Genomic DNA, 13,471 nt, shown 5'->3' with positions numbered 1-13,471 from the left:
CGACCATGAACCTGAAGCCACTTGAGGACCGAATCGTCGTGCGTCCCAGCGACGCAGAGGAGACCACCGCCAGCGGGCTCGTCATCCCCGACACCGCCAAGGAAAAGCCCCAGCAGGGCGAGGTACTTGCGGTCGGCCCCGGCAAGCGTTCCGACCATTCGGGCGAGATCATCCAGATGGACGTCGGCGTCGGCGACACCGTCGTCTACAGCAAGTACGGCGGTACCGAGATCACCGTGGCCGGCGAGGACCTGCTCATCCTGAGCGCTCGCGACGTCCTGGCCGTCGTCGCCTAACTCACTACGCGACGACAAGAAAGAGAACCAACACATGCCGAAGATTCTGAAGTTCAGCGAGGAGGCCCGCCGCGGCCTTGAAGCTGGTGTCAACAAGCTGGCCGACGCTGTCAAGGTGACGCTGGGCCCCAAGGGCCGCAACGTCGTGCTCGAGAAGTCGTTCGGGGCGCCGACCATCACCAATGACGGCGTGAGCATCGCCCGTGAGATCGAGCTCAGCGACCCGTTCGAGAACATGGGTGCGCAGCTGGTGAAGGAGGTCGCCACCAAGACCAACGACGTCGCTGGCGACGGCACGACCACCGCGACGGTGCTGGCCCATGCAATGGTACGCGAGGGCTTGCGCAACGTGGCAGCCGGCGCCAACCCGATGGAGCTCAAGCGGGGCATCGAGGCCGCTGTTGCTGCAGCCGTCGACTCCATGGGCGCCATGGCCATCGACGTGTCCGATGACAAGGACAAGATTGCCAGCGTGGCTGGCATCTCGTCTGCGGACAGCACGATTGGCGAGACGCTCGCCGAGGCTTTCGACAGGGTCGGCAAGGACGGCGTCATCTCGGTCGAGGAATCCAACACGTTCGGCGTAGACCTCGAATTCACCGAGGGCATGCAGTTCGACAAGGGCTTCCTGTCGCCCTACTTCGTGACCGATCCCGACCGCCAGGAGGCCGTCTTCGACGATCCCTACCTGCTGTTCGTGAACGGCAAGATCGGCTCGGTGACCGAGCTGGTCCCCGTGCTCGAGAAGGTGATGCAGGCAGGAAAGGGCCTTGTGATCATCGCCGAGGATGTCGAGGGCGAAGCGCTGGCAACGTTGGTGGTCAACAAGATCCGCGGCACGTTCTCATCGGCGGCGATAAAGGCCCCCGGCTTCGGCGAGCGTCGTAAGGCGATGCTGGCCGACATGGCCATCCTCACCGGCGGTGAGGTCATCTCTGAAGAGGTGGGCCTGAAGCTGGAGAACACCACGGTCGATCTGCTCGGCACCGCCCGCAAGGTGATCATCACCAAGGACGAGACCACCATCGTGGACGGCGGCGGCGGGTCCGGCGACGTTGAGGGTCGCGTGGTGCAGATCAAGCGCGAGATCGACGACACCGACTCCGATTGGGATCGCGAGAAGCTGCAGGAACGGCTGGCGAAGCTGGCTGGCGGCGTGGCGGTGATCCAGGTCGGCGCGGCCACCGAGGTCGAACTCAAGGAAAAGAAGCACCGCATCGAGGACGCCGTGTCGGCGACCCGTGCCGCCATCGAAGAAGGCATCGTGCCTGGTGGCGGCACCGTGCTGCTGCGGGCTCGTGCCGCTGTCACAGCGCTGGACCTCGATGGCGATGAAGCCACCGGGGCCCGCATGGTGCACCGGGCGCTCGAAAGCCCCAGCCGCCAGATTGCGCAGAATGCCGGCTACGAGGGCGCCGTGATCGTCCAGCAGATCGAGCAGGCCGAAGGCAACACGGGCTTCAATGCCGATACCGGCAAGTTTGAAGACCTGGTTGCCGCTGGTGTGATCGACCCGGCGAAGGTGGTCCGTGCGGCGCTGCAGAACGCGGCGTCGATCGCGGCCCTGCTGCTCACGACCGAGACGCTGGTTACCGACAAGCCCGAGGAGGCTGACCCCGCAGCCGCTGCTGCCGCTGCTGCTGCCATGGGCGGCATGGGCGGCATGGGTGGCATGGGCGGGATGATGTAGCTCCCGCTACTTCTCTCTACAACGCACGCACAGGGTCGGCGGATTCGCCGGCCCTGTGTCATTTCCGGGTGCCGTATCCCGCAGAGCGCCGAAGGTCCAGCGACAAGGCTGTGTGACCGTCGCGGCAGATACTCGGAGCCTGACTATCGGGACAAGTCGAGAAGTTCCTCGAGAGGCTGATCGTCGAAGTAGTGGAGCCGTGCTGGCTGGCTAGGAGGGTGGTCGGCAATAGGTGTCAGACCCAGACCGCAAGTCTCTGACCTGTGGTTTCGCGTTCACCAAACGGCCGAAATGCGACTTTCCGACCACCCTCCTAGGGCGGCGGCGACGATGGCCCGAGCCGTGGTGCCTTCGGGTAGCTCATCATGTCGGTCGGCACCGCCGGCTCGGTCAGGCAGGCGATTTCAGGAGCCGGCCTGCTCGTCGAGGTCCTCGAAGAGGTGATCGTCTTGGACCGTTTCCGGATCGATGTCGGGCAGCTCGAAGCTGCCGCTGTCAGCCTGCTCATCGAGCGTCTCGTAGAGCGCGGCGTTTGGGCGGACCTTCTCGGGATCGTTCGGGTCAGTGGACACCCCATCACCGATCATGCCGGTGACGTCGACCCCGCCGGGTTCGAGGGCGACGCCAGCCTCGGTGGGGCTCGACTGCGACTCGATCGAAGGCGGCGAGTCCGACGCTTGCGCGGCGTTGGCTTGAGTCGCGGCGAGGGCCAAGGTCAGTGCAGCGACGGTCACCGCAGCCGCCGTTCGTGTTCGAGTTGAGAGGGAAGGCATTGAAGCTCCTTTTCTGTGTTGGTGGTTGCTTCCCTCGGCAAGGTAACGACCCCGTATAAAGCGGTGATGAAGATGACGTCACATACCGGACAAGATCGACAAAGATCGCATCGGCTAGCCCGCTGCCGTCGCCGAAGCCGGGGAGCTTGTGGTAGCGGTTTGACCTACACGATTCCTTGATGAGGATGAAGGCATCCTTGATCAGTCCCGCTCACAGCAAGGGCGGGCCAACACTGAGTCGGCCTGCACAACTGCGGCGACGACAGGGGAGGCGAGGAGCATGAGAGGACGGATTCTGGTCGCGGAGGACGACCCGAAACAGGCTGGCCTCATCCGCGTCTACCTCCAGCAGGCGGGATTTGCGGTGGTGGTGTCGAACACTGGAAGCGAGACCCTCGCTCAGGCGCGACGCCGTCAGCCAGACCTGGTGCTTCTCGACATCATGATGCCGGGGATCGACGGCCTCGATGTGTGCAGGATCTTGCGCCGCGAGTCGCAGGTGCCCATCGTGATGCTGACAGCTCGCTCGGCCGAACACGACATGCTCCACGGCCTCGAACTCGGTGCCGACGACTATATAGTCAAGCCCTTCAGCCCCCGCGAGTTGGTGGTCAGGGTGAAGGCCATTCTGCGCCGCGCCGGCCGCGCCGACGCTCCCAGTGAGCTCGCTGTGCGAGGACTGCACATTGATCTCGACCGCCATGAGGTCACGAGGGACGGACTGAGCGTGGACTGCACCCCCCGCGAGTTCGCGATCCTCGTGGCTCTCGCCAAGCGACCGGGACGGGTGTTCAGCCGAACGGGACTTCTCGAAGCCGCTCTCGGCTTCGACTATGAGGGTCTGGAGCGAACGATCGACGTCCATGTCGGCAACCTGCGAAAGAAGCTCGAGCCCGACCCGACCAACCCCTCCTACATCGTTACGGTGTTCGGGGTCGGCTACAAGCTCGACGACAGCGGCAGCCCGTGAGGGCTGTCGCTCGTCGCCTCTCGATCCGGGTCGCGCTTGGAGTTGCATTGGTGGCAGTCGTCTCCATCGTGGTGACCGCCCTTCTCGTCGAGCGCCTGGCCGAGCGAGGACTCCGATCCGAGATCACACGCAACCTCGACGCAGAACTGGAGATACGTGATGCCATTGCCAACCACGGCATCCAGTTTCAGGGGTGGAACGGAATCGAAGATACCGTCATCGAACTCGCCCGTCGCCACGACGAACGCATCGTTGTCGCCACCCTCACCGGAGAGGTCCTTGTTGACACAGCCGTCGAGATCGGCGGCGCTGCTGCCCCCCTGCCGAGTCAATCATCCGTCATCGATCCAACCGACAGCCTGATCAACTACGGCCGGTTGGACGCATCCCTGCTGCAGTCGGCCCTTGAGATGGTGTGGCTCCGCGAGTGCTTCGACCAGGCCGACGTGCCCTACCAGCTTGGCCGAGACGAGACGGACGGCCTCGACGTCCCAAGGCCCGACCGCTCACTGACCCCAGCAGAATCCGACATTGCGACATCGTGCCTGAAAGGGCGCGGAGTGGGTGACGGCGAGTTCTATCTCCACCGGGACTTCACATTGGACACCGCAGGCCGGGACCCTGAGCAGGAGCATCTTGACGTTGAGCCCGTGCGGCTCTTCATCGGCTACGGCGACGACAGCAACGACCCGCTCGCAACCTCACTGCGATCAAACACGTTCTGGGTGGCGATCGGAATTGTTATCGCCGCAGCAGCCATCTCCGCGGTTGCTATCTCGCGGCGCCTCACCCGGCGACTCGATGCCGTCACTCGTGCGGCCGACCGAGTGCGCTCAGGTGACCTCGACTCACGCGTCCAGGTCGGCGGCATCGACGAGATCGCCAGGCTCGGCGACTCGATCAACAGCCTTGCCGCATCGCTACATGCCGAACACCAAGCACGCAAGACCCTCACCAACGACGTAGCCCACGAGCTTCGCTCCCCGCTCGCGAACCTCACGGGCTATTTGGAAGGTATCGAGGACGGCCTCATCGACGCCGACCGGGCAACGATCGCATCGCTGCAGGAAGAAGCCAACCTCATCGCAACGCTGGTCCAGGACCTGCAACAGCTATCCGAGGCCGAGTCGGGGTCCCTCAACCTCGAGCCAGTCGACGTCGCAGACCTGGTCCACAGAGCCGTCGTCGCCCACCAACCAGCCGCGGACGCGGCAGGGGTTGTCCTGAGCGGGGATCCGGCACCCGGGCGGATCGGGCTGCTCGATCCCGAACGCATCCGACAGATCCTCAACAACCTGATCACAAACGCCATACGCCACACACCGCCAGCAGGCTCCGTCTCCGTCTCAGTCGCGCAGACCCACGGTGCAACAGTCGTCACGGTCAAAGACACCGGCGAAGGCATATCGGCACACCATCTGCCCCACATCTTCGACCGCTTCTACCGAGCCGACCACTCCCGGTCGCGCAGCACCGGCGGCATCGGACTAGGTCTGGCGATCAGCCGGGAACTCGCTCACGCTCATGGCGGCTCACTCACAGCATCGAGCACGTTTGGTGTCGGTTCCACACTGACCCTGCGAATCCCGCGGCTCGACCCTTGAATCCAGCCGCCGCGAGCGACGCTGAGCAGCCGAGCGAGACGTCGGCACCCCGCAGGCGTCGAATCCCACGGTGAGGCGAAGGCTCAGCGGTAGCCTCGTTGTTTTCCCGAACTTGGCGCAGCTGCGACGCCGGACCTATGCCCCCACACTCGCCGGCGGCCAGCTCGGTCGCCCACCCGACGGTCCTCGTGGTGGATTTCGGCGCGCAGTATGCGCAGCTGATTGCGCGGCGGGTGCGCGAGGCGCAGGTCTATTCCGAGATCGTTCCTCACTCGTCGAGCGCTGCCGAGCTGGCCGAGCGCTCGCCCGCGGCCATCATCTTCAGCGGCGGGCCGGCCTCGGTGCACGTGGACGGCGCCCCCGGCATCGACTCGGGCGTGTACGAGCTGGGCGTTCCGATCCTGGGCATCTGCTACGGATCGCAGCTGCTGGCCCGCGACCTCGGCGGTCGGGTGGACCGCAGCGGGCGGGGCGAATACGGGCGCACCACGCTGAGCCGCTCCGACGCCGCATCGGAGTTGCTCGACGGCTCGTCTCCGGGAGAACCCTCGACGCAGTCGGTGTGGATGTCGCACTTCGATGCGGTGACCGAGCCTCCCGATGGCTTCGTGGTGACGGGCACGACGCCCGACAGCCCGGCCGCGGTGATCGAGGATTCCCAGCGGCGCTTCTACGGAGTGCAGTACCACCCTGAGGTGGCTCACACCCCGAGCGGGCAGACCCAGCTGGAGCGCTTCCTGCACGAGGTGTGCCGGATCAACTCCGAGTGGACGATGACCAATGTCATCACCGAGAGCGTCGAGGCCATCCGGGCTCAGGTCGGCTCGGCACGGGCAATCTGTGGGCTGTCGGGCGGCGTGGACAGTGCCGTGGCCGCCGCGCTGACCCAGCGGGCCATCGGCAGCCAGCTCACGTGCGTGTTTGTGGACACGGGGCTGATGCGGGCCGGCGAAGGCGAGCAGGTCACCGAGACGTTCCGTCGCACACAGGGGATCGAGCTGATCCACGAGCGGGCTGCCGACGAGTTCTTCGAGGCGCTGACGGGGGTGACCGATCCTGAGGACAAGCGCAAGATCATCGGCGAGAAATTCGTGCGCATCTTCGAGCGAGCCGCGGGTGGCATCACCGATGCGCGCTTCCTGGTGCAGGGAACGCTCTATCCCGACGTGATCGAATCCGGCTCGCCAACCGCGGCGAAGATCAAGAGTCACCACAACGTCGGCGGGCTGCCCGAAGACATGACCTTCGAGCTCGTGGAGCCGTTGCGAAACCTGTTCAAAGACGAGGTTCGTGCCGTGGGCACCGAGTTGGGCCTGCCGCCCGAGATCGTGCAGCGCCAGCCGTTCCCGGGGCCGGGCCTAGGCGTGCGCATCGTGGGCGAGGTCACACCCGAAGCCGTCGAGACGGTGCGGGCTGCCGACGTCATCGTGCGCGAAGAGATCTCGAAGGCCGGACTCGACGGCGAGGTGTGGCAGGGGTTTGCCGTGCTGGCCGACATCCGCAGCGTCGGCGTGATGGGCGACGAGCGCACCTACGCCCGCCCCATCATCGTGCGGGCTGTCACCAGCGAGGATGCGATGACCGCAGACTGGGCTCGCCTGCCCCACGATCTGCTCGAAACCATTTCGTCGCGGATCGTCAACGAGGTGCCCGGCGTGAACCGGGTCGTCTACGACATCACCTCCAAGCCCCCCGGCACCATCGAATGGGAATAGGCGCTGGTGTGAATGCGCGCACAAGGACGGGCGACGCGGTGGTGAGAGGGTTCGCAATTGTGTCGATCTGCATGCTCACGTTGACATCGCTGGCTTGCGCGACAGCGATACATCCCATACCTACCGAGGCTTCGGGCGTGCCAGCGGCGACGGCACAACCGATCCGAACTTCCATCCCACCCAGCACCACCACGACTGCTGCGCCGCCGAATACGACGGCGACCACCGTTGCACCTGCCGCAACCACGACCGCCACTGCAGCGATCGCAACCACGACGACGACGAGGCCTCCATTCGTCTGCTGGGACGGATCGACCGCCAAGCGCTCGGACCTGTGTCCGAGCCAACCCGGCTGGATACCGCAGAGGGGAACCGACCCCTTCGGCGATCTGATCTCGAGGGCGACGATGATCAGCGACGACGGGGGCGCAATGATCTTCTTGAGTTGCTACGAAGACGTGCTGAGCGTGTTCGTAGGTGATCAGGCAGATCTTGGTGAAGGAGAGTTTGCTTGGCGACCGGACGCCCCGGGAAACTCGTCAGGGCGCTATCGAGGTGGGGGTCAGGAATCTTCCACGAATGTGCATTGGCAAGCCTTGGTGAAGGCTTCTGGCGAACCGACTGTTCGTGGGGTGTTCCTTCCGAAGTCGAACCGCCGAGACTTCGTCGCAGCACTGCGTTCCGGCACCAGCCTGACCATCGACTGGTTCTACGGCGTCAGCACCTTCGAATGGCACGTCGCCGATTACGTCATCTATGAGATGCCATTGGTTGATTGCGATTGGTAGGCGCTACCGGCATGCCAACCTGAGTCATGTGATGGTGCCCAATCAAGTCGGCAGGACGAGGCATCGCGTGCACGTCAGCAATGCAGGAATCACCGCTGACAGGGTCGAGGTTCCTGTCGATCCGGACGCGTTGACCGTTCAGCGCGGGAGCCCCTGTGATGTTCGAGCGACACATCGCTGGTAGCGCATCGGCGTGATCCTGACGAATGAATGGCGCGGGCATGGAGCCCTTGCCGCCGTCATCCGATTGCCCACCAAGCGAACCACGCTCGGAGGATCTGCTTGTACTTGGCTTGCGTGCTGGGAGCCATCAGCGTGCCGGGTTTGGTTAACAGGGTGAGCTGGCTGACCCAGATGTTCACCGCTGGCTCGTCCCGCCGAGTGGGATCAATGTTCTCCGACAGGCAGTGCTTGACCCACCGCCCGAGGCGTCGCTTGACCTCGGCGGGCGTCTGTGACGTGGTCTGATTGGCAGCGAAGTCGAGGATGACGCGCTGCCAGTGCTCAAGATCCGTTGACATAGCTGGAGTATCGCATTCCATGACCAGGGTGACGATCAGCTGGTCCTTGAGTGGCGCGCTCTGATCTCAGTCCTTGGAGTGATCTAAACGCCGAGAGAGCGTCTGAATCGTCGACGCCGCCAATACTCGCCGTTCTCCCGCATCACCTCGGTTACCTTTCCCGAAGCGAGCCACTGCCCCGGCGCCATGTCTCCCTTGGACGCGTTGCACTCGCGGCACGCCGGTATGAGGTTGCCGCGCCGGTTCGTCCCTCCGCGGCTGCGGGGGTACACGTGGTCGCGGGTACGAACGCCGTCACGCAGCGGAGCACCGCAGTACGCACAGCGGCGGTTCTGGTAGCTCTTGCGGGTTCGCTTGGCGGGCATTGACAAGGACTGCAACCACCGGCCGCTCAAGCTGGGAGAGAGACTCAGGTGGTCCAGAGCGACGAGATCGGCCACATGCTGAGCCGGTCTCCGAGGCTGAGATGGTGTTCGCCCATGTGCAGCAGCACGCCTCCGGTGAAGGTGCCCGGCGCAGTGTCGTCGAGGCGGTCTCGAAGCCATCGGAGGTGGTCTGCGGCCCGTGGCGAGGGCGAACTGCTGGCCTTCACTTCCACGGCGACGATCGAGCCATCGGGCCGCTCGAGTATCAGGTTCACCTCATGGCGGGCATCTCGGAAGTGCCACAGGCTGAGGCGACTCGCCGAGCTAGCGGCTTGGCGGGCAATCTCGGCCACCACGAATGACTCGGTCAGCGGACCGAGTGCTCGCGATGTCGGTACGAGCAACGCATCGGCATCGACACCGAGCAGGTGGGCAGCGAGGCCGGTGTCGGAGACATGGAGCTTGGGTCGCCGGACAGCCCGTGCTGACAGGTTCCGTGACCAAGCTGGCAGCTCGTGAACGAAGAACACCGTGCGGAGCCGCTCGAGGTAGGCGATCACGGTGGGCTGGCCGATGCCGAGCCGTCTCGATGCCTCAGCGACGATCAATTCCTGCGACGTCTGGGCCGCAGTCCATCGAAGCAGCGGAAGCAGCGCTGTGGCGCGTCGGATGTCGGCGAGCGCTGTGATGTCGCGCTCGACGACCGTCTCGATGTAGCTCTCGAACCAGCCGGTTCGAAGCCGGTCCGGCAGCCGAAGGACCTCGGGATAGCCGCCGGTGCAAATCAGGCGCGTGTAGTCACGGCGGGTCGGCGGAGGCGCCGCGCCGTGCTGGGTGGGCACGCGGGCGGCGCCGGCTCGCTCCATCCATGCGTCGAGCGGCGGAGTCGCGGTTTGGGCGCACTCGGCTTGCGATAGCGGCGAGAGTCGTAGCAGGCGAGCCCGTCCCGCGAGTGATTCGCTGATGGTCGGAACGGTGAGGAAGTGAGAAGAGCCGGTCAGCAAGTAGCGGCCCGGTGTCTGATCGGCATCGACGAGGCGCTTGACCGCCTTGACTAGCCGGTCGCCGGCGACTTGGATCTCATCGACGGCCAGCGGCATCGGCCAGCCCTCTAACAGCGCGATCGGGTCGTCGAGCGCCGATCGCAGGATCTGCGGATCTTCGAGCGTGAGGTAGGTACCGCCTGCGCGTTGTGCCGCTCGCTGCGCCAGTGTCGTCTTGCCCGATTGACGCGCTCCGTGGAGGACGACGACCCGGAATCCTGTGAGCGCGTCATCGACATGGACGCTGAGATGACGGGCGATGTGGGCGACCGCTTCCGTCTCCATGCAGCAAGGCTAGCGTTAAATTGAATTTTGCATGCCTGCTATTGAGAATGTTGCACGCACACTACGTGGACGTCTGCACACGACCGGGCTAACGATCAGGCTCCCATCATTCTCTCCGGTCCGGCTCAGGCGAGTGCCAATTGGAAGTCGAGTTCTCATCAGCCACCTTCCGCCATGACGGCACGAGGCTGGTTGAGCGGGAACTGTCGGGTCGGCTGCGCGAGGCCACAGCGCCACCTCAATGCCCGAGGGGGTCTGACGGCTTCAGTCTGGCGCCGCAACCGGCGCTCGTCGAAGCGGCCGATCCATCAATCCCACTGGGCAGCGAGGATCTGAACCTGAGACTCGGGCCGGAGTTGGCTGTCTGAGGCCGGAACAGCAGCGTCGGGTACGGTCGCCTCGGTCCGGAGGGGATCCATGGCGAACACGGTTGCGAGCTTGACGGTCGAGTCGCTCATCGCGAACGGCTTCACCGACTTGTACTGCCTGCCGGGGGTGCAGAACGACCCGTTCCTCAATGCGCTGTACGACCGCCGCGACGCCGTGGCACCGATCCAAACGCGGCACGAGCAGGGCGCGGCCTACATGGCGCTCGGCGCGGCGCTGGCAACAGGCGAGCCCCAGGCATTCTGCGTGGTGCCGGGGCCAGGTCTGCTGAACACCGCTGCGGCACTTAGCACGGCGTATGCCACCAACGCGCCGGTGCTGGGGTTGGTCAGCGAGATCGCGACTGCGTCGATCGGTCAGGGTTACGGCGCCCTGCACGAACTGCCCGATCAGTTCGGCGTGCTGCAGCGGCTCACCCGCCACGCCGAGCGCATCAGCGACGGTGCGGGCGCCCCCGCTGTGCTGCAGCGCGCCATGACCGCCCTGCGCTCGGGGCGGCAAGGGCCGGTCGGTGTGGAGGTTCCGACCGACATCTGGAACGCGACAGTCGAATCCGCACCCGGTGATCTCGTTGCCCCGGTGCGCCCAGGCCCGGAGCCTGACCAAGCAGCCGTCGTCGAGGCGGCGCAGCTCATGGCCGTCGCAGAGCGGCCGATGATCGTCGTGGGCGGTGGCGCACAGGAGTGCTCGGAGCACGTCACCCGAATCGCCGAGCGGCTGTCTGCGCCGGTCGTCGCCTTCCGAAGCGGGCGCGGTGTGGTGTCCTCGGATCACCCGCTGAGCATCACCACGCCGACCGCCTACCAGCTCTGGCCGCGGGTCGACGTGGTGATCGGGCTGGGCACCCGGATGGCCATGCAGCAGTCCACGTGGGGCGTCGACGACGATCTCAAAGTCGTCCACATCGACATCGACGCCGATGAGATCGGCCGCTTCGGACCTCCGACCGTGGGCATCCATGCCGATCTCGCCGACGCGCTGCCCTTGCTTGCCGATGCGCTCGGTACCACGCAGGCTGAGCGTTCGGAGTGGCGAGCCGAACTCGAGATCGCGCGGGCCGATGCCGAATCCGCCACCGCCGCGGCGCTCGCGCCCCAATATGGCTGGCTCGGTGCCATCCGGGCCGAATTGCCGCCCGAGGGGATCTTCGTAGACGAGATGACCCAGTGCGGCTATGTGTCCTGGCTCGGGTTCGACGTGTACCGGCCGAGGACGTTCCTCAGTGCGGGGTACCAGGGGACGCTGGGTTACGGATTCGCCACGGCGCTGGGGGCAGCACATGCCCGGCGCGACGTGCCGGTGCTGTCGATCGTCGGCGACGGTGGAGCCCTGTTCACCATCAACGAGCTGGCGACCGCGGTGCACCACCGGATCCCGCTGACGACGATCGTGTTCAACGACCATGCCTACGGCAACGTTCGCCGGATCCAGCGGGAGCGCTTCGATGGCCGGGTCATCGCCAGCGATCTCACGAGCCCGGACTTCGTGAAGCTGGCGGATTCCTTCGGCGTCAGGGGCATGCGGGCGAGCACGCCCGACGAATTGCGCCCGTGCCTGCGCGAAGCGTTGAGCTCCGATGAGTCGACCGTGATCGAGGTGCCCTTCGGCGAGGTGCCCTTCCCGTGGCCGCACATCGTCTTGCCCGCGTCCGGGGCCAGCAACCCGATCGTTAGCGCCCGTCCCGCACCTGCCCGCTGGATTGGCAGAGGCTCTGGGCACAACCGCAACTACCTTGGCCCCACAACCGCGGCCGGGCCGCGGGAAAGCGTGCGACAAGGGTTGATCATGACTTCGACAGGGGCCGGAAATGCGGCTGCATCGGTGGACTTGCCGGCTGGCTTCGCCTGCCATGCTGGCAATGTCGGCATGAAGGACGAGTCCGACGATGTGATGGTCTTGGCTGCTGATCGGGTGTCGGCCGTAGCAGGCGTGTTCACCAAGAGCCTGTTCGCCGCGTCCAGTGTGAGGCTGAGCCAGATCAACGTCGCCGATGGGCAGGCACAGGCAGTCGTGGTGGTGTCGAAGAACGCCAACGTGGCAACCGGCGAACAGGGTGAGCGGGACACGGCGAACCTCGCGCAGCGGGTCGCCGAACTGGTGGGTTGCAAACCCGACCAAGTCTTGGTGGGCTCCACCGGCGTGATCGGCGTGCCCTACCCCGAAGGCGCCGTGGACAGGTATTTCGACCGGCTGGCGCAGGCGCCGTCGCAGGCCTTGAATTCCCGGGACGCTGCGGCTGCGGCGACTGCGATCATGACCACCGACACGCACCCCAAGACCGCCCGTGCCTCGGCGGGCGTAGCCGAGGTGGTGGGCATTGCCAAGGGTTCGGGGATGATCGAGCCCGACATGGCCACGATGATCTCGGTGATCACCACCGATGCCGAGATCGCTCCCGACCGGCTCGACGCGATGCTGCGCCGCGTCTGCGACGTCACGTTCAATGCGCTCAGCGTGGACACCGACACTTCCACCAACGACATGGTGGTGATGCTGGCGAACGGAGCGGCTGGCGCGGTCGACGAGGCTGAGCTGGAGTCTGCGCTCGGTGCGGTCAGCCTGGACCTGACGCGTCAACTGGCCTTCGACGGCGAGGGTGCCGAGACTCTCATCGTGGTGACGGCGAACGGCGCCCGTGACGATGTGCAGGCCAAGCGTGTCGTCAAGGCGATCGTGAACTCCCCACTGGTAAAGACCGCCGTGCACGGCCGTGACCCCAATTGGGGCCGGGTCGCGATGGCGATCGGCAAGTGCAGTGACGAGACCGACATCGACCCGGATCGCGTCAGGATTCGCTTTGGCGACCAAGAGGTGTATCCCACGCCCGCAACTCCCGAGGCGCTTGCCGAACTTGAGGCCTACTTGGCGTCCGACGAGGTGCTGATCTCGGTGGACTTGGGCATCGCGGGCGGGTCGTTCACCGTGTACGGCTGCGATCTCACCGACCAGTACGTCCGCATCAACGCCGACTACACAACGTGAAACGACCCGCATGAGCCAACCTGCGCCGAACCCTGCTCACGGACGCCACGCG

The 13,471-nt window shown here is 65.4% G+C and carries 12 protein-coding genes and 1 pseudogene; 9 read left to right on the top strand and 4 right to left on the bottom strand.

Annotation, left to right across the window (positions count from 1 at the left end; translation table 11 throughout):
* Positions 1 to 5 precede the first annotated feature (5 nt).
* Both groES and groL read left to right on the top strand, forming a co-directional pair.
* Positions 6 to 296, top strand: a complete 291-nt coding sequence (gene groES, locus ACOQPH_RS14110) for a co-chaperone GroES (RefSeq protein ID WP_419554702.1) — start codon at positions 6 to 8, stop codon at positions 294 to 296.
* Positions 297 to 330: 34 nt separating this feature from the next.
* Positions 331 to 1,986, top strand: coding sequence for a chaperonin GroEL (gene groL, locus ACOQPH_RS14105; RefSeq protein ID WP_420622002.1), 1,656 nt, complete (start codon positions 331 to 333; stop codon positions 1,984 to 1,986).
* 404 nt (positions 1,987 to 2,390) lie between these two features.
* On the opposite strand, the gene ACOQPH_RS14100 is transcribed toward groL, so the two are convergent.
* Positions 2,391 to 2,720 carry a hypothetical protein gene (locus ACOQPH_RS14100; protein WP_420622001.1) on the bottom strand — a complete coding sequence of 110 codons (330 nt, stop codon included), beginning with the start codon at positions 2,718 to 2,720 and terminating at the stop codon, positions 2,391 to 2,393.
* A gap of 319 nt (positions 2,721 to 3,039) precedes the next feature.
* Between ACOQPH_RS14100 and ACOQPH_RS14095 the strand changes: the two genes are divergently transcribed.
* The 5 genes from ACOQPH_RS14095 to ACOQPH_RS14075 all read left to right on the top strand — a co-directional run bounded on the left by ACOQPH_RS14095 (position 3,040) and on the right by ACOQPH_RS14075 (position 7,836).
* Positions 3,040 to 3,729 carry a response regulator gene (locus ACOQPH_RS14095; RefSeq protein ID WP_420622000.1) on the top strand — a complete coding sequence of 230 codons (690 nt, stop codon included), beginning with the start codon at positions 3,040 to 3,042 and terminating at the stop codon, positions 3,727 to 3,729.
* Between the two features lie 50 nt (positions 3,730 to 3,779).
* Entirely contained in the window at positions 3,780 to 5,333 is a 1,554-nt protein-coding gene (locus ACOQPH_RS14090; protein ID WP_420621999.1) for a sensor histidine kinase, read from the top strand.
* 137 nt (positions 5,334 to 5,470) lie between these two features.
* Complete coding sequence (gene guaA / locus ACOQPH_RS14085; protein WP_420621998.1) at positions 5,471 to 7,048, top strand: glutamine-hydrolyzing GMP synthase; 1,578 nt, start codon at positions 5,471 to 5,473, stop codon at positions 7,046 to 7,048.
* Positions 7,049 to 7,142: 94 nt separating this feature from the next.
* Positions 7,143 to 7,529: a hypothetical protein gene (locus ACOQPH_RS14080; protein WP_420621997.1), complete on the top strand. Its 387-nt coding sequence runs from the start codon at positions 7,143 to 7,145 to the stop codon at positions 7,527 to 7,529.
* Positions 7,530 to 7,680: 151 nt separating this feature from the next.
* Positions 7,681 to 7,836 carry a hypothetical protein gene (locus ACOQPH_RS14075; protein WP_420621996.1) on the top strand — a complete coding sequence of 52 codons (156 nt, stop codon included), beginning with the start codon at positions 7,681 to 7,683 and terminating at the stop codon, positions 7,834 to 7,836.
* Between the two features lie 239 nt (positions 7,837 to 8,075).
* On the opposite strand, the gene ACOQPH_RS14070 is transcribed toward ACOQPH_RS14075, so the two are convergent.
* From ACOQPH_RS14070 to ACOQPH_RS14060, 3 genes are all read right to left on the bottom strand, one after another.
* Entirely contained in the window at positions 8,076 to 8,357 is a 282-nt protein-coding gene (locus ACOQPH_RS14070; protein WP_420621995.1) for a hypothetical protein, read from the bottom strand.
* A gap of 83 nt (positions 8,358 to 8,440) precedes the next feature.
* Positions 8,441 to 8,722 (bottom strand): HNH endonuclease, encoded by a 282-nt coding sequence (locus ACOQPH_RS14065; RefSeq protein ID WP_420621994.1) that lies wholly within the window; start codon positions 8,720 to 8,722, stop codon positions 8,441 to 8,443.
* Positions 8,723 to 8,766: 44 nt separating this feature from the next.
* Complete coding sequence (locus ACOQPH_RS14060; RefSeq protein WP_420621993.1) at positions 8,767 to 10,050, bottom strand: ATP-binding protein; 1,284 nt, start codon at positions 10,048 to 10,050, stop codon at positions 8,767 to 8,769.
* A gap of 417 nt (positions 10,051 to 10,467) precedes the next feature.
* On the opposite strand from ACOQPH_RS14060, the pseudogene ACOQPH_RS14055 reads away from it, so the two are divergent.
* Positions 10,468 to 12,018, top strand: a pseudogene (locus ACOQPH_RS14055) (thiamine pyrophosphate-dependent enzyme); the annotation flags it as partial.
* A gap of 204 nt (positions 12,019 to 12,222) precedes the next feature.
* Complete coding sequence (argJ, locus tag ACOQPH_RS14050) at positions 12,223 to 13,419, top strand: bifunctional glutamate N-acetyltransferase/amino-acid acetyltransferase ArgJ (protein WP_420624355.1); 1,197 nt, start codon at positions 12,223 to 12,225, stop codon at positions 13,417 to 13,419.
* Positions 13,420 to 13,471 lie beyond the last annotated feature (52 nt).

This window comes from Candidatus Poriferisodalis sp. (genome assembly GCF_965221945.1).
Classification (GTDB): Bacteria; Actinomycetota; Acidimicrobiia; order Acidimicrobiales; family Poriferisodalaceae; genus Poriferisodalis.
This window is presented reverse-complemented; position numbering and strand designations above follow the sequence as displayed.

Bases quoted from the DNA above. Each gene is read 5' to 3' on its own strand.
- groES (WP_419554702.1), top strand. From the start codon at position 6: ATGAACCTGAAGCCACTTGAGGACCGAATCGTCGTGCGTCCCAGCGAC.
- groL (WP_420622002.1), top strand. From the start codon at position 331: ATGCCGAAGATTCTGAAGTTCAGCGAGGAGGCCCGCCGCGGCCTTGAA.
- ACOQPH_RS14095 (WP_420622000.1), top strand. From the start codon at position 3,040: ATGAGAGGACGGATTCTGGTCGCGGAGGACGACCCGAAACAGGCTGGC.
- guaA (WP_420621998.1), top strand. From the start codon at position 5,471: ATGCCCCCACACTCGCCGGCGGCCAGCTCGGTCGCCCACCCGACGGTC.
- ACOQPH_RS14070 (WP_420621995.1), bottom strand. From the start codon at position 8,357: ATGTCAACGGATCTTGAGCACTGGCAGCGCGTCATCCTCGACTTCGCT.
- ACOQPH_RS14065 (WP_420621994.1), bottom strand. From the start codon at position 8,722: ATGCCCGCCAAGCGAACCCGCAAGAGCTACCAGAACCGCCGCTGTGCG.
- ACOQPH_RS14060 (WP_420621993.1), bottom strand. From the start codon at position 10,050: ATGGAGACGGAAGCGGTCGCCCACATCGCCCGTCATCTCAGCGTCCAT.
- argJ (WP_420624355.1), top strand. From the start codon at position 12,223: ATGACTTCGACAGGGGCCGGAAATGCGGCTGCATCGGTGGACTTGCCG.